A 21,196-nucleotide genomic window follows, 5' to 3' on the forward strand; every position below is an offset into this window, starting at 1 on the left:
GGCACCGCTGGCGGCCTTGCGAACAACTATGCGCTGACGGGTTCGCGGACGGCGACGATCACGCAGGCAGCTGTTACGGTCACCACCAGCGATGTTGTGAAGACCTATGACGGCACGCTGAGTGTTGCGGGCGCCACGACGGCGGCATCGCCGATTGTTCTGGCGGGCAGCAACACGCAGATGTTCGGCGGCGATACGCTGAGCGGCGGCAGCTATGCCTTTACGAACGCCAATGCGGGCAGCAGCAATCGTACGGTCACTGTTGCGGGCGTAAGCATCAACGATGGCAACAGTGGCGCGAACTATGCGGTCACCTATGCCAGCAACACGACAAGCACGATTGATCCCGCGGCGATTACGGTTAGCACCAGCAACGTCGTCAAGACCTATGACGGAACGACCACGGCGCTTGGCACGCCTGTCGCGATTGCGGGCAGCTTGTTCACCAATGTCAGCAACGGCAATACAGCCGACAGCCTGAGCGGCGGCAGCTATGCCTTTGTTGGCGCCAATGTAAGCCGCCAAGGCGGCGTTGCCTCGGGTGCCGTGCTGAATGACAAGGTCGTGACCGTTGCGGGTGTGACGGTCAACGACGGCAATAGCGGCGGCAACTACACCGTCACCTTTGCAAGCAACACCACAAGCACGATCGATCCCTATACGGTCAATCTGACTGGCTCGCGCGTTTACGACGGCGGTACGGCCGCCGAGGCTGGCATCTTCACATTGAGCCAACTCGTCGGCCAAGAAAGCCTGAGCCTTTCCGGGACAGGAAGTGTCAGCAATGCGCACGTGACGCTGGTGGGCCAGCAGCCACAGGCTCAATCTCTTGGCGCGCTCGGGACGCTCGATCTGGTTGATGGCGTTGGAGCCAGTGCCGGGCTGGCGCTCAATTACAAACTTGCGGGCGGAGCGCACAACGTCACGGTCACGCCGCGTCCGCTGACCTTCTCTGCGTCGGTGCCTGATAAGATCTATGACGGCAATACGACGATCCAGGTTTCCAGCCTTTCGATCCAAAACCAGGTGCAGGGTGAGCAGCTTGATCTGGTCTTCAATCCATTTGCGAATTTCAGTGACAAGGGGGCTGGACAGAACAAAACGGTGACTATCTCCAGCATTCGTGTGCAAAGTTCGCCGACGGCGCTGAGTACAGATTACATACAACTGCCAATGAATTATCAGACGACTGCAACAATTTTTAAGAAGGACGTCACCGTTGTTGGTGTTGTCGCGATGGACAAGATCTATGATGGGACAACGACGAACATCATTAACACAAGGGTTTCCGCCCTTGCGGGGCTTATCGGCGGCGACCAACTTAGCATTTCTGGCTTGACTGGAACTTTTGCGACTAAGAATGTCGGCAGCAATATTTCGGTTATCGGTAGTGCCGTTACGTTCAGCGGCGCGGATGCGGGTAACTATAACCTGATCCAGCCCACGGGCTTGACCGCGAATATTATGCCACGGACGCTCGTGGTGGCAGCATCAGGCATCAGTCGTGCCTATAACGGGACAATCGATGCTGGGATCAATCTAACCGACAATCGTGTCGCAGGCGATGCCATTGACTTCGGTTACACTGCATCATTCCTCGACAAGAACGTCGGTACCAACAAATTTATAAGCATCTCAATCTCCAGCTTGGGCGGGACCGATGGCAGCAATTACGTCCTGTCTGCCAATCCATCGGCTTTTGCTGATGTTACGCGCGCTGTGTTGAGCTTCACGCCGATCGTTACAACCAAGACCTATGATGGACTGGCGGATGCGACGGTAAGTCTTGCCACCAACGTCGCCGCTGGCGATCCGATCTCGGTGAATTTCTCCGACGCGCGCTTTGACACTGCCAATGCCGGCACAGGAAAGACGGTTACCGTTACCGGCATTTCGGTCACGGGTGACCTGTCGAACTATCAGTTCCTGCCATCGGCAACGACAGCCACCGGCTCGGGCACCATCACGCCGTTCGTGGTCGATCTGACAGGCTCGCGGGTTTATGACGGCAGCACGGCTGTCGATGCCTCCGCGCTGCGGATCGGTAACTTGCCTGGGAACCAGACGCTCAGCCTTTCGGGCACAGGCGCCATCGCCAACCGCAATGTTGGAACCGGCAAGCTGGTGAATGCGAGCGGGCTGACGTTGGTCGACGGCGCAGGGGCCAATGCTGGCCTCGCCTCCAATTACACGCTTGTCGGCGGCAACCAGGTGGTTGACGTCACGCCGGCCAGCCTGGTGATCACAGCATCCAACGCGGTGAAGACGTATGATGGCACGACATCTGTCGCCGGTGCTGTTCAGGCACCTCAGGCGATCGTCCAGGCAAGCAGCGGCACACAGCTCTTCGGGGCCGACAGCCTGAATGGCGGAACGTTCGCTTTTGCCGACGCCAATGTTAGCCGTGACGCTGGCAATAACATCGTCAGCAACAAGGTCGTCACGGTCTCATCGGTAACTGTGAACGACGGCAATAATGGCGCGAACTATAGGGTCAGTTATGGTGACAATACCACGAGCACCATCAACCCCTATGCGATGACCATCACGGCCCTGCAGCAGACTAAGGTGTATGATGCCTCGATCGCTGCAGGCACCTCTGCCTTCTCCGTTGGACCAATGATTGGATCCGATGCGATCGCTTCGGTGACACTGGTTTACGCTGACAAGAATGCCAGCCAAGGGAACAAGCTGATCACCCCGAGCGCTGCGATCAGTGCTCCGGGTACCATCCTCGGCAACTATGCAATCAGTTACATCGCCGATACTGGCAGCAGCATTACGCCTGCGACACTTGCGGGCGTCTCGAGCATCGTCGTCGCCGACAAACTCTATGATGGAACAACTGCTGCAAACGTGTCCTCTGCGACATTCAACGGCATCTATGACGGGGACGATGTCAGCGTTGCGATCTCGGTTGGTTCCTTTGACAGCAAGGATGTCGGCGTTCGGGCCGTCGCAATTGCAAGCTTGACCCTGGGTGGTTCGGATGGGGGCAACTACCTCCTGCTGAGCAGCACGGGAACGGCAACCGGCCGGATCTTGCCAACACCGCTGACGATTTCGGCTTTGGCGCAGACGAAGGTTTACGACGGTACGACGTTGGTGCCGAGCCTGACGCTTGGAACGGGTTACGGCGTTTCGGGCCTGGTGGGCAGCGAAAGCCTGTCGAGTGTGACGCTGGCATATGCCAATGCCAACGTCAGCCGTAATGGCACCGGCGCTGTCCTCAGTGACAAGGTGATTACGGCCAATAGTGCCGTTGCAGCAGCTGGTACCGATCTTGCCAACTATGCGGTCAGCTATGTTGGCAACACCGCAAGCACGATTACACCTTACGCGGTGAGCCTGACGGGCGGGCGGGTCTATGATGCAACGACGGCCGTGAATGCCTCGGTGTTGACCGTCGGCACGCTGGTGGGCAGCGAAGGGCTCAGCCTGTCTGGCGCGGGTGTCCTGGCCAACAAGGACGTTGGCACGGGCAAGGTTGTCGGCCTTGGTTCGCTGAACCTGGTTAACGGCACCGGCTTGGCGAGCAACTATACGCTGGTTGGCGGGTCCATTCTGGCCGACGTTACGCCTGCTTCTTTGACCGTAACGACGTCTGACGTGGTCAAGACCTATGATGGCAATCTGAGTGTTGCGGGCGCCACGGTTTTGCCAACGCCGGTTGTAAAGGCCGGCAGCAACACGCAGCTGTTCGGCAACGACACGTTGAACGGTGGCAGCTATGCTTTCACCAACTCCAATGCTGGCAGCGGTAACCGCACGGTAACCGTTTCTGGCGTGGTCGCGAATGATGGCAACAGCGGCGCCAATTACATCATCAGCTACGCATCAAACACGACCAGCACGATCAACCCGGCTGCGCTGACGATTTCGGCTTTGGCGCAGACGAAGGTTTACGACGGTACGACGTTGGTGCCGAGCCTGACGCTTGGAACGGGTTACGGCGTTTCGGGCCTGGTGGGCAGCGAAAGACTGTCGAGTGTGACGCTGGCTTATGCCAATGCCAACGTCAGCCGCAATGGCGCCGGCGCTGTCCTCAGTGACAAGGTGATTACGGCCAACGGTGCCGTTGCAGCCGCTGGTACCGACCTTGCCAACTATGCGGTCAGCTATGTTGGCAACACCGCTAGCACGATTACACCTGCGCCGCTGAAGGTCACTTTGCTGGATATCATCAAGGCTTACGACAGCATGACGGCGGCGACCGGCACACCAATTGTGGTCGCAGACGGGACGACGCGCCTGATCGGTTCAAACACGCTGTCGGGCGGTACATTCGCCTATGTCAACCCGGATGCAGGCACGAACAAGACGGTCCAAGTATCGAATGTGACCATCAACGATGGTAATAGCGGCGGAAATTACGCCATAGCATATGTGTCCAATACCAACAGTGCGATCACGCCACGTCTTGTGTCGTTGTCGGCAACCAAGATCTTTGACGGCACTACGGACCTGGCGGGCTTGGTGGCCATCCAAACCGGCGTTCCCGGCCAGACGCTCGGCTACACTGGGGCGCGGGCATTTTCTGCCGACATCATGGCACTGGCCAATTACATTAGCGAAATCGCACTCTCCGATAGCTTGAGTGCAAAGGCATCCAACTATAGGTTGCCCATCCTCAATGCAGTAAACGCGCCGGTAACAATTGTCCTTCCTCCGGCCAGCATGATCACCAATCCCGCGATGTACGATAAGATATCGGTCACGGCTTCGCAGCCAGTGACCAGTCTGACAACCAATCCTGGGGCCGTCACAACCTCGGGTGGTTCTGTGAATACAGGCGTACCCGGCACGACGTCGACCGGCACGACCGCTGTCGCGACTGGAGCCAGTGCTGACGCTGTGCCTGGCGGGACGAGCCAAGCATCCGCAGGTGGCGCTTCCACTGGTTCCGTTGGGCAATCTGCGGGCTTCATTTCTGCAGACATTCTGGCCCCACCCGCAATAGAAGGCGGCGCAAAATTCGAAGTGGCGGTGCCTGTGACGGCGTTCCGCCACACGGATGAGAATGCAAAAATTGCTCTGAGGGCTGAACTGGCTGACGGCGGTCCGCTGCCTGACTGGATCAACTTTGATCCAGTTTCCAATAAACTGTCTGGCACCGCGCCAACGGGTGTGTCGGTCTTGGCTGTGGTTGTGATCGCGACGGACGAGCGCGGCGGCGAGCTCAAGGCGCCGATAAATCTTCAATTTGCACAATGAAAAAGGGAATGAGCATGACCAAATCATCGACCGGTGTTTTGCTTGCGGTGTGCTCCGCTGCCGCGCTGGTAGCGACCCCGCTGCATGCAGCGAAGCCGAAGGTCTCTGAAGCAGCAGTCCCCCCACTGGCCACCAACGCGCCCGAAGCGCGCGCGCCGCAATGGACGCTCAAGGGCACCTACGGCCAGTGGGGTGTTCTGTGCAATCCATCGAGCCCAAGTGAGTGCCGCGCTGCGCAAACACAGAAATCTGTCGATGAGAAGAACCCGGGCACGCTTTTGCAAGTCTTGTTCGCCGCGGAAAAAGGCAAGATGTTCGGGGTGTTTACGCTGCCATTCGGCGTTGATCTGCGCGCCGGCATTGCGGTGCGGATCGACGAGGGCGAAGAGGTCAAGGGCAGCTTCATGACCTGCATGCCTGATGGATGCCAGTCGATCACTGAGATCAACGAGACATTGTTGGCGCAGATCCGGAAAGGAAAGGTCCTGAAAGTTGGATTTCGTTCTTGGGGCGGCGGAGACAAGACCTTAGTGGTCGATGTTCCTCTAGAGGGCGCAGGGCAAGCCATCGCGGCTTCGAACCCCTGAACATCGAGCCGAAGCGGTCGCCTTTGCTGCTGTGAGGGCCGGAAAGGACTGGATGACGTCCAGCCGGGCGGTCGAGGAACGGGGACCAGGTCATCAAAGCAAGGGACCCTACTTCTGAACGGTAACAATCAGGGGTGCACGTCACCGGTCATTTCAATCAACCTGCTCAATTTGAATTCAGGAGCTAACGCCTCCGGCAAACCCGGCGCGGTTCACGGCGCTATTCGATGCGGTTCTCGATCGTACCCATTTGATCCACGCGGATTGCCACGACATCGCCCGGCTGCAGATAGCCGCCAGAGGCGCGGTCATCCGTGATTGTCCGCTCGATGATCGCGGAAACCGGACTGCCTTGGCCGAACTTCGCCACCCAATCGAACGCACCACGCACGAACGTCGCTGGACCCGGGCCCTGGAAGACCGTCCCTGCCGGTGTTCCCGCCAGAACCAGCGTGCGATCGGGCAGGACACCATCCGTGTTGACTGGAAGTTGCGCGCTTCCTTCACGCCAGGTCCAACTGACGCCGCTTCTCTTGGCTGTTTCGAGCAGCAAACGGTCAAGATCCCAAATCCAACTGGTTACACGGGTGTGCTGCCGCTCCTCGCCATTGACGGAGAGATGCAGCTCAAGCGGCTCGACAAAGGCCTTGAGGTCGCGCGGCACGACAAACAGCTCCCCGACAGGCAAGAAACCGGCCCCGCTCTTGCCATCGGTAAAGCCCTTGCCTGATGCGATGTCGCCAATGTCGGCGCCGCGTAGCAGCGCTGCGCGATCGGTAACATCGTTGCACAGGATCAATCCGCCCTTGGCACCAGCGTTGGCAGGCAATGCCGAAAGTGTGACGAGGCAAAGCTCAACCTCATAATCGAGCAGGCCTTTGCTTGCCGGAATCGTGGCGCGTGACGAAGTTGGCTGGGCAACCTTCGCAAACATGAAGGGTCCGCCCTCCACCTTGGCTTCATCGGCATGCTCGGGATAATTCGTGGCCGCGGCAGCGTGCAAAGCGCGCAAATTGACCGGTACGGCGAGGGTTGCGGCATCAAGGCTAACGCGGGTCTTTGCCGAGGCAACGAACGTGGTGAGCGCATTATAGCCGAGGCGGTTATACGCTGCGATCGCATCTTCCCCGGGCAGCATTAGCGGCGTCAGGTCGACTCCAGTCACAACGCCATCCTGATAGCGGGTGACGACAATGGTCTGCGCGGCGACGCCCCGGCCAGAGCGGGCGAAGGTGAGCGCCTTGTCCGTCGGCGCTATGGCAATCGTTGCCCGCAACGGCGTAGCCGGGGCAGGCCGAACCGGTACGCGCACTGGCTGCGGTCGTAGCCCGACAAAAGCCGCCACCGCTATGGCAAGCAAAAGCCCGATAGCTGCGAAAGAAAAGACACGCATTGCCGGACCTATACTATTTGGGGAACGATGACGGCATCGGCCCCACCACAATGGCTGAACTCACCATGCAATGCCGGCAAAAAACCTGCCAGATGCGGCATTTCTTCCGCACAATGAACCAGTAGCGCGCGTGCATCGTTTTCGGTCAGCCGCTGCACCAGCTTGGCGATCGGCACCGCCAGGCTGCCCACCAAATTGCGCCCGGCGACATGGCGTCCTCCCATCCAGAAGCGCGAGCGCATCTCGCTGCCACCGGGAACGGCGCGAACATGATGGGCCAAATAGCCGATATCGATCGGAGCATCGCCAAGCCCGATGCGGGCGCAAACAATGGTCGCCTGGCGATCATCTTCGAGGCTGCGATCGCTGAACCCTAGCGACGCGGGCGGCACAAAGCGAATAGCGCCGCGGATCAGCGTGCTGCCGATATACTCGTCGACTATTGAAGTCTGGCCAACATAAAGCGCGCGGCCGGTCGTACCGGAAGGCGGCGTCTCGCGCCAACCGACGTGAACATGCGCCTGCGGATGCCAGAGCTTGTATTTGGCAGGCGTGTCGCCATGCCAACCGAACCACCAGTCGATCATGGCCGGGGTCACGCCGGGCATGGCGGTGCGCACGCTCACTCGCATCCCGCCGTCAGGCAGGAGGACATAGCCATCCTCAAGCACGTCGCCGCCGCCGAACAGGTTCTCTGCCGCATCCTCAAATCCGGGCAGCAGCGGCGCCGGCACACCGCCGCGATCAAGCGCTGCGGTGACATGCGGCGCCACCGGCGCCATATGAGGATTGAAAAAGTGCGCAAAGGATTGGGCAGTGTCGGCGGCTTGATAGCCCAGATAGCGGCCGGCGATCGGCTTGCTGCTCTTCATGGAACGCGCCCCATATAGGGATTGAAGAGCCCGTCCGGGTCGTAGCGCACGCGCAGCGCGTCCAGCCGGACGAGATTGGCCGGCGCCATGAACGGCGCCGGGCGGCGACCGAGATTTTCATCGGCCAACTGAATGCCGACGCTGTGGTCCTGCATGGCGCGCATCTGATCGGTCGCCCAACTTTCATCGGCCGGGTTTGCCGTGTCGCTGCGCAACCCGCCGTACAGCGCGAGATAGGTTCGCGCTTCGAGCGAAAAGGCCATGTCGGGGCGTGTTGCTGGGCCATTCCAGTTGAGCCAGAGCACATGACTGGGGGACGCCGGCTGGGTATCGGCAATCCGTCGCATCGCCGGCAACAATGGGTCTATAGGCGTGTTCATCCACATGCTGTCGGCCGTCCAGCGCGTGTTGGGCAGGAACAGGGTGTTTTCGCCGCCCTTCATCATCATGTTCAACGAGACAGGCAACAGCGGCAGAGTGAAGCTTGCAAGCTTGCGGATCGGGCTGTTGTCGATGAAGGCTACCGCTGCGCGCGCCTCTGCCCAGCTGTTGGCGAGAACCGGCGTGAGTACTTGGATACCATGAGCAAATATCCCAAGTGCTTTGCGATCGAGGACGAGCTGAAATTCGGCGTTGGGGGCCACCGACGGCCCGACGCGATCCGCCCACGCCATCACGGCTTCAAGGTGGCGGATGCGAAAGACCTGCACCTTCATGCCGACGAATTTTGGGCGCACTTGAAGCTTCAGATGAAACCGCACGACGACGCCGAAAAAGCCGGGGCCGGCCCCACGCGCGGCCCAGAGCAGTTCAGGATTTTCGGTTTCGCTGGCATGTACCAGAGTGCCATCGGCAAGAACGACGTCGATGCCGGTAACGCTTTGGCAGGCCATTCCGGATGCGCGGCTATTCCAGCCAAAGCCGCCCTGCAGCAGAAAGCCGCCCATCCCGACCGTATAGGCATGCGCCACCGGGAAGAAGAGATTGTGTTTCGAAAGGGCAGCGTTGAGATCGCCGGCGAGACAGCCGGGACCGATCCTTGCCGTGCCATCGGCGGCGTTGATGGTGATGCTGTCGAGGCGCGACAGGTCAATCAACATGCCGCTGTCGCGAATATGGTTCTGCGCCCAGCTGTGCCCGCCCGAACAGATGCCGATGGTCAGGCCTTGGTCTTTCGCTTGCCGAACGGCGGCCACAACATCGGTGTCGTCATTGGCCTGGACAATGAGCGCCGGGCGGCGGCCCGGGTCCTGCGCGTTGAAACTGGTGCCCAGCACCGCCGCATCAAAGCCGGCCTCCCCATTTGCGATGATCCGGCCCTTGCCGGCACTTCGCTTCATGGAACTGAGCCAGCAGGAGGCCTGATCGGCGGCAGCGCCAGCCAGCGCATCGGCAATGCTGGGGTGAGCGGAAATGGAATCGGTTCATGGCCCAGTGCTGCCGCGACAGCCGGATCAAGCCCGAGCAGTTCGAGCAAACGCGTCGTTGCAGCTTCGATGGCAGTCAACGGCAAGATGCCTCGATGCAGGTCGAGCGCGAGGCCGCTGATCGCTCCCGAGACCATGCTGGTGGTCAGGTCGAGGTCCGAAAGATTGAAGCGGCCAAGCTGCATGCCTTCAGCAAGATCAAGTTTCAGCCGCAGCCGAAGTTCCGAGACAAGGCTGTCGGCGGGCAGGCCGACATCAAAGATCAGGCGGCCAAAGCCAGGCTCTTTAGCCACCATTCGCAGCGTCTGGCGGGTTATGCGGGCAAAGCGTAGCGCCGGATCCGCCAACGCTTGATTGAAGCCGGCCATGGCCGCGGCGTGGTTGGCGCCGAGAAGCTCGCCAAGATCGGCAACCAGAGCGGCAACATCCGGATAGTAGTTGTAGAATGTCCCATGCACCACGCCGGCATGATCGGTGATCTGCCGAATGCCGAGCGCCGCCGCCGTATGCGTCATCAAAAGCGATTGCGCCGCCGCCAGCAGCTGGTCACGTGTTCGGGCGCGTTTGGAACTGCGCAAAGGACTGGTTTCGAGAAGCACAATTTGACGTAATCTCAAATTTGAAATTTCGTCAAATTAAATCTTGAGAGCTGATCCCTTACCCGTCCCCTTGCGTACCCCGCGAGCGGCCTCCCAAGACACGCGCCGCTTATGGAGTTGCTCCGATGGCTTTGCGCGCTGTCAACTGGGTGCGCAGACCTGTCGCCTATGTGCCTTTGCATTTTCAGGCAATCTTGCTCGAGCGACCCGCCCAATAAGGGTCGCGCAGCTGGCGCTTGTAGAGCTTGCCAGTCGGTAAGCGTGGCAATTGTTCGGTGAAGTCGATCGAGCGCGGGCATTTGATGTGCGCCAGATGCTCCCGGCAAAACGCTATCAGTTCGGCGGCAAGTTCAGCATCTGCCAGTACGCCCGGCGCGGCTTGCACCACAGCCTTCACTTCTTCGCCCAGATCCTCGTTGGGTACACCAAACACGGCAACATCGGTCACCTTGGGATGGGTGATCAGCAGGTTTTCGCACTCCTGCGGATAGATGTTCATGCCGCCGGAAATGATCATGAACGTCTTACGGTCAGTGAGGTGAAGGAAGCCATCAGCATCGAGATAGCCGACATCGCCAACGGTGGTTTTCGTCCCGTCGGCAGAACGGCTTTCGTTTGTCTTGTCAGCGTTCTCGAAATACTCGAACGGCGTCGCGGTCGTGAACCAGATGGTGCCAGGCTCCCCCTCGGATGCCGGCTGCATCTCGTCATCGAGGATGTGGATGTCACCGAGCATCACACGCCCCACGGTGCCCTTGTGAGCCAACCATTCGGCTGAATCGCAAGCTGTGAAGCCCAGTGCTTCGGTGGCGCCATAATATTCGTGGATGATCGGCCCCCACCAAGCAATCATCGCCTCCTTCACCGACACCGGACAGGGGGCGGCACCATGGACGGCGACTTCCAGTGAGCTGAGGTCGTAGCAGGTGCGAACATCCTCCGGCAGCTTCAGCATTCGTGAAAACATCGTCGGCACCAGCTGGGTGTGGGTGACGCGGTAGCGTTCGACCAATTGCAGATAGGCTTCGGGATTGAAGCTCTCCATGATTACGGCGGTGCCACCAGCTTGGATTGCCAGCGCCACGGCTGCCTGCGGCGCGGAGTGATATAGTGGCGCGGGCGACAGATAGATCATGCTGTCGCGGTAGCGCCACAGTTGGGTTAGAAACGTGTAGAGCGGCAAGCCGACGTCGGGTGTCACTTTTGGTAGAGGCCGCAAAATGCCTTTGGGCTGGCCAGTGGTGCCCGAGGAGTAAAGCATGGCAGCGCCCAGCCATTCATCGGAAATCGGCGTGGCGGGCATGCCGGCAACTGCGGCATCGAGCTCGCGGATATTGTCGCCATCTCCCGCACCATCGACCACGAGGCAGAGCGCGACACCGGGTGCAAGCGCCATGGCTGCGCGTGCGACGTCCAGCTTGGCCGTTGACGTGATCAGTATCTTCGACCGGCTGTTGCTGAGGACATAGGCCAGTTCGTCGACGCCCAGATAGCTGTTGATCGGCGTGAAATAGAGCCCGGCACGCGCACCCGCGCCGCAGCACTCCACATAGCGCGCGTTGTTTTCCATGTAGATCGCGTAATGGTCGAGGCGGTTCAGGCCCTGTTGGCGAAACAGATGCGCCAACTTGTTGGTGCGCTTTTCGAGCTCGCCATAACTGATGGCCTCGCCTGATCCTGCCATAATGACGGCAATCCGGTTTGGGTCGCTTGTTGCGATCGCGCCTGGTAACATTAGTTCCCCATCTTTGGCGTTAAACTGACAGCACCGATTGGCGGGGTGCGGTTTGCAGCAGACGAAGCGCCGTGTCGATTGCCTCGCGGATTTGACGGTCTGGGAGTTTGCGGCGGCTAGCCACTCGCACGCCTTCATTCACCAGCATGAGGTAGGCGGCGTATTCGGTGGCGCGTGCCGGAGAGTAGCCAGCTTCGCGCAGGCACTCGTCGAGCAGTGCCTGCAATTTCGACAGCCATGCGCTGGCCGCCACGGCCAGTTCGTCATCTACGCCTGCAAGCTCGATGACGGTGTTGACTACCATGCACCCGAGCCCTGCCTTCGATACTTCAGCATGGTTCAGGCTATGTTCCAGGAAATACCTTATGGCATCCATCGGCGGGTATTTGTCCCTGGCCTTCTGGACAATGACAAAGGTTCGCTCCGCGAAAAGGTTGAGGCACTCGATGTACAGGCGCCGCTTATCTCTGAACGCAGCGTAGAAACTGCCGCGGCCAATCTTCATTTCAACCAAGAGATCCGAAAGGGATGACGCCTGGTAGCCGTTGCGCCAGAAGAGCTTCAATGCGCTCTCCCTCGCGGTCATGATGTCAAACTCGATCGGACGTGCCATAGTTCGTTATTGACCGTTCGGTCCATAATTGCAATGCTGGAATTTCATCACTGGTTCGATCACGAGAAGCACCCGCCGGAGACCTGCGCATGAAAACGCGATTTACCGAATTGTTTGGCGTCAAGCATCCGATCGTGCAGGGCGGCATGCAGTGGGTTGGCCGGGCAGAGCTTGTGTCGGCCGTTGCCAATGCAGGCGCCCTGGGTTTCATCACAGCGCTGACGCAGCCCACGCCGGAAGACCTGACCAAGGAAATCCAGCGTTGCCGACAGATGACCGACAAGCCGTTCGGCGTGAACCTCACGATTCTTCCCGCCCTCAAGCCCCCGCCTTACGCGGAATACCGGCAAGCCATAATCGAGAGTGGCATCAGGATCGTTGAGACGGCGGGCTTCAAGCCGAAGGAGCACGTTGATCATTTCAAGCAGCACGGCATCAAGGTCATACACAAATGCACGTCGGTGCGTCACGCTTTGTCGGCGGAGAAGATGGGCGTTGACGCGATTTCCATCGACGGGTTCGAATGCGCCGGCCATCCGGGCGAAGATGACATTCCTGGTCTGATCCTCATTCCGTGCGCTGCCGACAAGATCAAGGTGCCGATGATCGCGTCTGGCGGTTTCGGCGATGCGCGCGGGCTCGTTGCGGCGCTAGCTCTTGGTGCGGAAGGCATCAACATGGGGACACGCTTCATGTGCACGGTCGAAAGCCCGATCCATCACAACATCAAGCAGCAAATGGTGGCAAACGATGAACGGTCGACCGAGCTGATCTTCCGAACTCTGCACAATACGGCGCGCGTGGCCCGCAATCCGGTCAGCCAGGAAGTGGTGGCGATCGAAAAAAAGGGTGGAGCGAAGATCGAGGATGTCGCGCATCTGGTGTCGGGCCAGCGCGGCAAGGTGGTCTATGAGGCCGGTGATCCTGATCATGGCATCTGGTCGGTTGGCATGGTTCAGGGTCTGATCAATGACATTCCAACCTGCAGCGAGCTGGTCGACCGCATCATGGGCGAAGCGGACGAGCTTATTCGCGCGCGCCTGACGCGCATGACCGCTGCGTGACACAGTATCGACCGACACGTCACGGCGCTTGCGGTACGGGATGCTGTCACCACCCTGAACTTGCTGTTGATATTGAACAGGCTGTCGAGCGCTTCGGCGAAAAGCGGCGCTCCCGCGAAAAACAACGAAAAAGAGAAACGAGGAAAAGCGCATGAAGAGTTTGTCTTTGATCGTTGTTGTGGGCCTGGCGCTCACGTCTGTTGAAGCGATCGTGGCACCGCTGACGCCGTCACTGCTGACGGGTGTCGTCAAGGACAGCCATGGCATGCCGCTCAACGGTGTCATGGTTAGGGTGAGCGACGATGCGTCGGGCCTGGCGGACAATGTTTTCACGGATGCAGAGGGGAAGTATGCGCTGTCAACGCGCCTCTCAGGGGATGTCGTGGTCAGGTTCCGCCTGCCGTATTACCAGGACGAGACGCGCAAGCTGACGCTTGCCGCGAGGCGGCCTGTCGAGCAGGCGGCGACCCTCAAGCGCATGACGGTCTCGGCTGACATTTCCGAAAGCCTGCCATCCGCCTATCACTTCGGGAACCTTGCCTTCGACAAGGACCCGACGGCGATTTTAAGCCGCGGAAACGTGCAGCGCGACTGTGCGGGCTGCCATGCGCTGGGCAATACTGTGTCACGTGCGCCGCGGCCGCTTGAGCAGTGGGTCGAGGTGGTCAAGCTCATGCAGGGTTATCTTGGCAACCCGGATCCAAAGCTGATCGAGAGCCGGGCTGCGCTGCTGTCCGCCGGCTTCCGGGGGCAGGCGCCGAACGTGCGGCCGGTGTTTCCCGTCGACGCTGAACTCCACACCGCCGTGATCCACGAATACAAGCTCGAGAGCACCCTGTTCCCGCATGACGGTGACATCAGCGCTGTCGATGGCCTGATGTATACGGTCGACCGCACTGGCAACCAGATGGTGGTGACGGACCTTGTTACCGGCAAGTCTGTGTATATCGAGCAGCCTCCATCGACGCGTCCTGCCGTCGAAGGCGGGAACAGCTATTCCGCACGCTCCACGGATCCAGGTCCGCATTCGCTGGTGCTCGGGAAGACCGGCTACTGGTACACGACGAACGCCGGGTCCGACGAGATTGGCGTGTTCGATCCGAAGACACGGAAGTGGAAGGATTCGTTCGTGCTGCCAGAGCCGGCACGCTATCCGCATACGATACGGGCAGGAAGCGATGGCATCATCTGGTTCACGCTGGCGGCGTCGTCGCAGGTGGGCCGGCTTGATCCAATCAGCGGGGACATCAAACTGATCAATCTGCCAAAGCTCAAGCCGCTTGGCGGTGCGGGCGGCTCGCTTCCTTACGGCATCGATGTAAGCCCAGTTGACGGGCGCGTCTGGTATGCACGCCTGTGGGGCGACAAGCTTGGCGCCATTGATCCAAAGACGCTTGAGGTGACGGAATTCGACTCGCCGGTTGAAGGGCCGCGTCGCCTGCGCTTCGATGAGAGCGGTGCGCTTTGGTTGACAGGATACAGCGAAGGCATGATCGCGCGTGTTGATACCGCGAGCATGAAAAGCGAGGTCTATCCAATGCCCGAGTTTGCTCCGGGGTATAGACCTGGCCCATATGCGCTTGCGATCCATCCGGTCACGCAGGAGGTCTGGATAAACGAGACCTCGACGGATCGCGTGTATCGTTTCCTACCGAAGGAGAAGCGATTCATCGTGTATCCGATGCCGTTGCGCGGGACCTTTACACGTGACTTTGCTTTCACGGCGTCGGGGTGGGCTTGCACGTCGAACAGCCCGATCCTGAACGCCGCGCTGGAAGGAAACGAAACGGAGTTGCTCTGCATTGATCCCAACGGAGCGGGGCCGCGCAAGTGACCGTGCTGCTTGATGCGTCGCTCTATTCCGTCATTTCGCTGATTGGATTGGCCTGGACGCTGCTGACGTTTTTCCTGATGTTCTCCGCTCAGGGACAGCGTTGGCAGTCCAATCCGCTTAGTATCGCCATCGCTGCGGCGGCGCTGGCGCCTTCGCTCTGGCTGGTGACGTTACAGATCAAGGTGCTGACAGATCTTGCGGGAGGGATCCCGCCGCTGGACGTGCAGTTCGGCTATAGCCAGCAGCAGATTGCGCAGTTTGCTGACGCACTGGGCGAGGACGGTCGCAAGGCTTATGCGCAGTTCCAGCTGGGGACTGATACGCTGGCGCCTCCTGCGTTCTGTTGCTTCCTGATGAGTGTGTACCGCTCGACGGTGAGGTCTGTGGCCGTGCGTGCCTATTGCATGGCGCTGGCCTTTGTCTATCTGGTCTCCGTGCTGATCGCGAACACGTTCATGCCGGTGATTATCCTCAACTATCCGTCTCAGGACGGATCCATGCTGTCGACGCTGTATTGGCTCGTCCCGATCTGTGACATGGTGAAGTACTCCGTGCACGGCCTGGCTTGGTTCATCATCGTGACCACTTGGCTCTGGCAGCTTGCGGGCATGCTGACGACCCGCAAGTCGTCGCGACCTTTTCCCCCTGCAGCATCCCATGACTGACAGCGACGCTTGTACGCTGTCGACGAAGGCGTTGCGACGATTTCGTTCAACAGGCCTGACAAGCTGAACGCGATGAAGCCTGCGATGCTTCAGAAGTTTTTCGCGAAAGTCGACGCAGACTGACCCGCCACCCGAAGGTTTTTCGACATAAAAGGACATTCACTATGCTCAAGCTTCATTTTGCCCCTAACTCGCGCGCCGGCCGGATCGTCTGGTTGCTAGAAGAGCTTGGGCTGCCTTATGAGATCAACAAGATGGCGTTCCATCCCAGTGCGCTGAAATCGGATGAACATCGCGCACGTCATCCACTTGGCCGTGTCCCGGTGCTTGAAGATGGCGATGTTTCAATTTTTGAGTCAGGCGCAATCGTCGACTATATTCTTGAACGCCATAAGAATGGCGGGCTTAAACCCGCAGTGTCCGATCAGCGATTTCCGGCCTATCTGCAATGGTTCCATTATTGCGAGGGGATGATCATGCCGCCGATCAACACCATTGTGGTACATACACTGATCTTGCCCGAAGAACGACGCGATGCAACCGTGTTGGGGCAAGCAAAGCGGTTGCTGACCAACGCGCTGGCGCCGGTTGATGAGGCTTTGGTCGGCAAAGACTACCTGATCAGCGAATTTTCGGGGGCCGACATTATGCTCGGCCACGCCTGTTTCATGAGCAATCGGGTTGGCTGCGTCCCCGATGAAATGGCAAACCTCAAGGCCTATGTTGCCCGCATCGCAGCACGTCCCGACTTCCAGACTGCGATCAGGATGCAATAGGCTGGAGCGATTTGGTGGCCGCGTCGCTCGAAGGGCCGGACTCTAATCGATCGTGGAGGAAAATCAGGGGGTCAGGTCACGGCCATCCCAATTGATAAGTTGCAAGCGTCATAGCCCCGGATCCCAGTCTCTGAGGGTGACCATCAGAGTGAGAGCTGAGCGGTAGAATTTGACTATGAACGTGGGCTAGCAGCTAGGTAGGGGTGTTACCCGGATCCGAAAGAGCCGCATCCAAATGGTGACACCAAATGAGCGCAAAATCCAAATTTGGTACTAAATTTGGTAACGCGATCGCTCTGATCAACAAAAACGCTTAAAAATCAATAACGTATGATCTAGCGCTGGATGCCCCGCGAGGATTCGAACCTCGATTAACGGTGTCAGAGACCGGAGTCTTACCTTTAGACGACAGGGCAACAGCCAGCTAAGGCCGGCGTTTACCGGCTGGGGCGGCCACGGTCAACCGTCTGATGTGGTCCAAAAGCGCCAGTGTCCACAGCTGTGGCCGAGGTAGCGGATGATTTGCCATCATCCGATGAATTGGCTAGCGTGTTTTCAGGTTCCGCTGCGGCGGCGTCCCTTGGGGGCGCATGGTTAAGGCGGTATGTGAATGTGACTGGACTTGCCGATGCCGGCCCCGCTTGAATCTGCTGACGGCCCCCGCCGCGGCACCGCCGCCCGAAGCCGGATGCACCCATCCCAGCAGCGTCGCGCGCCAGCCTATGGCGCGCTTGATCTGGGCACCAACAATTGCCGATTGCTGATCGCCCGACCATCGCCCGATGGCTTCACCGTGGTGGATGCCTATAGCCGCGTGGTGCGGTTGGGGGAGGGTCTGCTGGAAGCCGGTCGGCTGTCCGATGCCGCGATGGACCGCACGTTGGCCGCACTTTCGGCCTGCTCCGAAAAACTGGCACGCCGTGATGTACGGTTAACCCGCAATGTCGCCACCGAAGCCTGCCGACGCGCCAGCAATGGCCTGGCCTTCGTGGAGCGAGTCTATCAGGAAACCGGCATCGCGCTGGATGTGATCAGCGCTGCGGAAGAGGCGCGGCTGGCGGTGCTGGGCTGCCATGTGCTGATCGATGGCGATGGCCCGCCGGCGCTGGTGTTCGATATTGGCGGCGGCTCAACCGAATTGATGCTGGTGGCGCCGTCGGGGGTTGGCGACGCGCCGCCGGCTATCATCGAGTGGATTTCGATGCCGTGGGGCGTGGTGTCCCTGGCGGAAACCGAACCGCAATGGCCACAGGTGGCCGACCGCGTTGACGCTTATGATCGGATGCTCGCGGAAATGTGGCCCTGGCTTGACCGATTTGCTTTGAAGCTGGCCGCGCGGGGCGTGAACGAAGTGCAGTTACTGGGCACATCCGGCACCATCACAACGCTGGCCAGCGTGCAACTGGGCCTGCCCGGCTATGATCGGCGGCGGGTGGATGGCTGCGCGGTAGATACGACAGCGCTGGCGGCGTTGTGCCGATCGATCGGGCACAGCAGCGTGGCTGAACGCGCCCGCATCGCCTGCGTTGGGCCAGACCGCGCCGAACTGATCGTGGCGGGATGTGCCATCCTGGAAGCCATCCTTACCCGCTGGCCGGGCGGACAGGTGCGGGTGGCCGATCGCGGCATCCGCGAAGGCATCTTGCGCACATTGATGACCCGCGACGGCGTATGGGCGGCTGGCAAATGAGTGGTGCAGGACCTTCCGGCCCCGGCGGCCGGTCGCGTGGCGGCAAGGTGCGGGTGAAAACCGCGCGCAAACGCTCGCCGCAATCGGCGGCCTGGCTGGAACGGCACCTGAACGATCCCTATGTCGCGGCCGCCAAGGCCCAGGGCTATCGCAGCCGCGCCGCCTTCAAGCTGAAGGAACTGGATGAACAGTTCGGCCTGCTGGCCGGCGTTGATCGCGTCGTCGATCTTGGCGCTGCGCCTGGCGGCTGGTGCCAGGTGGTGAAGCAGAAACGGCCAAAGGCGCGGGTGGTGGGCATGGATCTGCTGGCGATCGAGCCGCTGGCCGGCGTCGATCTGTTCCAGAAGGACATCACCGATGATGATAGCGAGGCGCTGATCCTTTCAACGCTTGGCGGCCCGGCCGATCTGGTGATGAGCGACATGGCCGCCAACACCGTTGGCCACAAGCAGACCGACCATCTGCGCACCATGGGCCTGATCGAGGTTGGGCTGGACATGGCCACGCGGCTGCTGCGGCCGGGCGGCAGTTTCCTGGCCAAGGTGCTGGCCGGCGGCGGCGATGGCCAGTTGACGGCGCTGTTGAAACGCCATTTCACCACGGTGAAACATGTGAAGCCACCGGCCAGCCGCAAGGGATCGAGCGAATGGTATGTGGTGGCGCAGGGTTTCAAACCACCCGCGAGTGCAAGCCCTGACTGAGGGCAAGGGCCGCACTTCGCAGTTGCCAGCACCAAAATTGGCTGGCAATCAATCGTCACAGCAACAGGTTAGGCCGGTTCATCCCCGCGACTGCAAGGCGAGGTATGAGTGGGCTATGGCAAGTGGGAGCGTGGGAACGACATGACGGCGCGACAACCCGCAGAATGGGCTGCCCACGCCGCCACCTGGACGGCGTTTCCGTCCCACGCTGAGCTGTGGGAGGATGATCTCGCCGCGGCACAAGCGGAAGTCGCCGAGATGGTGCGCGCCATTGCCAAAGGCGAGCGCGTCGAACTGCTGGTGGCCAATGATAAAGCCATGGCTGTGGCCCGCGACATGCTGGGCGATGTGGATGTGCGGCTGCATGCCTATGGCTTTGGCGATATCTGGCTGCGCGATACCGGGCCGTTGTTCCTGCAATCGCCACACGGCATGGCGGCGGCCGGATTTAGCTTCAATTTCTGGGGCGGCAAATATGATCTGCCCGGCGATGAGGGTGTTGCCGCCTTTGTTGCCAATATGACGAAAACGCCGCTGGCAAAGCACGGCTGGGTCCTCGAAGGCGGCGCCATCGATGTGGATGGCACTGGCCTGGTGGTGACTACCGAGCAATGTCTGCTCAATCCCAATCGCAACCCCAAGATGGATCGGGTGGAAGTGGAAAGCCATCTGCGCCGCGATCTTGGCCTGGATCGAGTGTTGTGGCTGGGCGAGGGTCTGCTGAACGATCACACCGATGGCCATGTCGACAATCTGGCGCGCTTCGTCGCGCCGGGCCGGTTGGCGCTTCCGGTAGCGGCGGGCAAGGATGATCCAAATAAAGATGTCTACGAAGACGCGTGGGAACGCGCCCGCGATTTCGGGCTGGAGATCGTGCCGATCCCGTCGCCGGGCAAGGTGCTGCGCGATGGCGAGATTATCCCGGCCAGCCACATGAATTTCTACATCGCCAATGCCGTGGTTGTGGTGCCGCTTTATGGTGCCGCCAGCGATGATGACGCGGTGAAGGCCATCGCCGCGCTGTTCCCCGATCGAGAGGTGATTGGCATGCGCGCCGACCATATCCTTACCGGCGGCGGCAGCTTCCACTGCATCACCCAGCAGCAGCCGAAATAGAGCCGCATCTTTCGCCCGCCACATTCGTGCGCTAGGGGCGAAATCATGACCCGCACCATCACCGTCGCCGGCCTGCAGCTGGCCTTTTCCGGCAATCGCGATGCCGATATCGCCATGACCGCCGCCGCTGCCCGCGCCGCTGCTGACGGCGTCGATGTCGTGCTGCCGCCGGAATTGTTCGAAGGCCATTATTTCTGCAGGCACGAAGACGAAGGCCTGTTCGTCAACGCCCTGCCGCTGGACAAGCATCCGGCCGTCGCCGCAATGCGCGAAGTGGCGCTGGAAACGAAGACCTACATCCCCTGTTCCTTCTTCGAGAAGGACGGCCACCATCATTACAACAGCCTGGCCATGATCGACGATGGCGGCAACGTGATGGGCGTCTATCGCAAGAGCCATATCCCTGACGGGCCGGGCTATGAGGAAAAATTCTATTTCCGCCCGGGCAACACCGGCTTCAAGGTGTGGAACACCAAGAAGGGTGTGATCGGCGTCGGCATCTGCTGGGACCAATGGTATCCCGAAACCGCCCGCGCGATGATGCTGATGGGCGCCGAAGTGCTGCTCTATCCGACCGCCATCGGCACCGAGCCGCATGATCCCGACCTCGACACACGCCGGTTGTGGCGCCGGGCGATGGTGGGCCATGCCGTATCGAACGTCGTGCCGGTGCTGGCCTGCAACCGCATCGGCACCGAAGAGGCTGGCACGCCGCACGCGCAGACCTTTTACGGCACCAGCTTTGCCTGCGATCAGCGTGGCGACATTGTCGATGATCTGGATGACGTGACGCCCGGCGTGGTGAAGGCGACCTTCAATCTCGACCTCGCCGCCCGCCACCGCGCCGCCTTCGGCTTCTTCCGCGACCGCCGGCCCGAACTCTATGGACGGCTGGCGCAGGACATCTGAA

The 21,196-nt window shown here is 60.1% G+C and carries 16 protein-coding genes and 1 tRNA gene; 10 read left to right on the plus strand and 7 right to left on the minus strand.

Going from position 1 to position 21,196, the window contains the following annotated elements; genetic code table 11:
• The first annotated feature begins 57 nt into the window (after nucleotides 1-57).
• Together G566_RS15535 and G566_RS14510 are read left to right on the plus strand one after the other, a co-directional pair.
• Entirely contained in the window at nucleotides 58-5,214 is a 5,157-nt protein-coding gene (locus G566_RS15535; protein WP_272868120.1) for a YDG domain-containing protein, read from the plus strand.
• A 14-nt stretch (nucleotides 5,215-5,228) separates the two neighbouring features.
• The gene (locus G566_RS14510; protein WP_169522719.1) at nucleotides 5,229-5,801 is read left to right on the plus strand and encodes an invasion associated locus B family protein; all 573 of its coding nucleotides are present in this window, start codon (nucleotides 5,229-5,231) and stop codon (nucleotides 5,799-5,801) included.
• A gap of 220 nt (nucleotides 5,802-6,021) precedes the next feature.
• Here G566_RS14510 and G566_RS0100030 read toward each other — a convergent pair whose 3' ends face one another.
• The 6 genes from G566_RS0100030 to G566_RS14515 form a co-directional block, all read right to left on the minus strand.
• Nucleotides 6,022-7,194 carry a fumarylacetoacetate hydrolase family protein gene (locus G566_RS0100030; RefSeq protein WP_084706699.1) on the minus strand — a complete coding sequence of 391 codons (1,173 nt, stop codon included), beginning with the start codon at nucleotides 7,192-7,194 and terminating at the stop codon, nucleotides 6,022-6,024.
• Nucleotides 7,195-7,202: 8 nt separating this feature from the next.
• Nucleotides 7,203-8,066 carry a DAPG hydrolase family protein gene (locus tag G566_RS12930; protein ID WP_051135884.1) on the minus strand — a complete coding sequence of 288 codons (864 nt, stop codon included), beginning with the start codon at nucleotides 8,064-8,066 and terminating at the stop codon, nucleotides 7,203-7,205.
• Complete coding sequence (locus tag G566_RS0100040; protein ID WP_169522721.1) at nucleotides 8,063-9,343, minus strand: FAD-binding oxidoreductase; 1,281 nt, start codon at nucleotides 9,341-9,343, stop codon at nucleotides 8,063-8,065. Before G566_RS0100040 ends, G566_RS12930 begins: the two co-directional genes overlap by 4 nt.
• 59 nt (nucleotides 9,344-9,402) lie before the next feature.
• Complete coding sequence (locus G566_RS0100045; RefSeq protein WP_022678637.1) at nucleotides 9,403-10,092, minus strand: TetR/AcrR family transcriptional regulator; 690 nt, start codon at nucleotides 10,090-10,092, stop codon at nucleotides 9,403-9,405.
• A 184-nt stretch (nucleotides 10,093-10,276) separates the two neighbouring features.
• Nucleotides 10,277-11,827: an AMP-binding protein gene (locus G566_RS0100050; protein ID WP_022678638.1), complete on the minus strand. Its 1,551-nt coding sequence runs from the start codon at nucleotides 11,825-11,827 to the stop codon at nucleotides 10,277-10,279.
• Nucleotides 11,828-11,846: 19 nt separating this feature from the next.
• The gene (locus G566_RS14515; protein WP_022678639.1) at nucleotides 11,847-12,440 is read right to left on the minus strand and encodes a TetR/AcrR family transcriptional regulator; all 594 of its coding nucleotides are present in this window, start codon (nucleotides 12,438-12,440) and stop codon (nucleotides 11,847-11,849) included.
• Between the two features lie 83 nt (nucleotides 12,441-12,523).
• On the opposite strand from G566_RS14515, the gene G566_RS0100060 reads away from it, so the two are divergent.
• The 4 genes from G566_RS0100060 to G566_RS0100080 all read left to right on the plus strand — a co-directional run bounded on the left by G566_RS0100060 (nucleotide 12,524) and on the right by G566_RS0100080 (nucleotide 16,779).
• Nucleotides 12,524-13,504, plus strand: a complete 981-nt coding sequence (locus G566_RS0100060; RefSeq protein ID WP_029131049.1) for an NAD(P)H-dependent flavin oxidoreductase — start codon at nucleotides 12,524-12,526, stop codon at nucleotides 13,502-13,504.
• A 151-nt stretch (nucleotides 13,505-13,655) separates the two neighbouring features.
• The gene (locus tag G566_RS0100065; protein WP_084706700.1) at nucleotides 13,656-15,338 is read left to right on the plus strand and encodes a carboxypeptidase regulatory-like domain-containing protein; all 1,683 of its coding nucleotides are present in this window, start codon (nucleotides 13,656-13,658) and stop codon (nucleotides 15,336-15,338) included.
• Nucleotides 15,335-16,003: a hypothetical protein gene (locus G566_RS0100070; RefSeq protein WP_022678642.1), complete on the plus strand. Its 669-nt coding sequence runs from the start codon at nucleotides 15,335-15,337 to the stop codon at nucleotides 16,001-16,003. The genes G566_RS0100065 and G566_RS0100070 overlap by 4 nt, the downstream gene beginning before the upstream one ends.
• Before the next feature lie 164 nt (nucleotides 16,004-16,167).
• Nucleotides 16,168-16,779, plus strand: coding sequence for a glutathione S-transferase family protein (locus G566_RS0100080; protein ID WP_022678644.1), 612 nt, complete (start codon nucleotides 16,168-16,170; stop codon nucleotides 16,777-16,779).
• 342 nt (nucleotides 16,780-17,121) lie between these two features.
• On the opposite strand, the gene G566_RS0100085 is transcribed toward G566_RS0100080, so the two are convergent.
• Nucleotides 17,122-17,195: transfer RNA gene (locus G566_RS0100085), tRNA-Gln, on the minus strand.
• Between the two features lie 272 nt (nucleotides 17,196-17,467).
• Here G566_RS0100085 and G566_RS12940 point away from each other — a divergent pair.
• From G566_RS12940 to G566_RS0100105, 4 genes are all read left to right on the plus strand, one after another.
• Nucleotides 17,468-18,469 (plus strand): Ppx/GppA phosphatase family protein, encoded by a 1,002-nt coding sequence (locus tag G566_RS12940; RefSeq protein WP_040605303.1) that lies wholly within the window; start codon nucleotides 17,468-17,470, stop codon nucleotides 18,467-18,469.
• Nucleotides 18,466-19,170, plus strand: a complete 705-nt coding sequence (locus tag G566_RS0100095; RefSeq protein WP_040605304.1) for an RlmE family RNA methyltransferase — start codon at nucleotides 18,466-18,468, stop codon at nucleotides 19,168-19,170. Before G566_RS12940 ends, G566_RS0100095 begins: the two co-directional genes overlap by 4 nt.
• Before the next feature lie 141 nt (nucleotides 19,171-19,311).
• Nucleotides 19,312-20,286 (plus strand): agmatine deiminase family protein, encoded by a 975-nt coding sequence (locus G566_RS0100100; RefSeq protein ID WP_029131051.1) that lies wholly within the window; start codon nucleotides 19,312-19,314, stop codon nucleotides 20,284-20,286.
• Between the two features lie 45 nt (nucleotides 20,287-20,331).
• Complete coding sequence (locus tag G566_RS0100105) at nucleotides 20,332-21,195, plus strand: nitrilase-related carbon-nitrogen hydrolase (protein ID WP_022678648.1); 864 nt, start codon at nucleotides 20,332-20,334, stop codon at nucleotides 21,193-21,195.
• Nucleotide 21,196: the final 1 nt, after the last annotated feature.

It is taken from the genome of Sandarakinorhabdus limnophila DSM 17366 (assembly GCF_000420765.1).
Lineage (GTDB): Bacteria > Pseudomonadota > Alphaproteobacteria > Sphingomonadales > Sphingomonadaceae > Sandarakinorhabdus > Sandarakinorhabdus limnophila.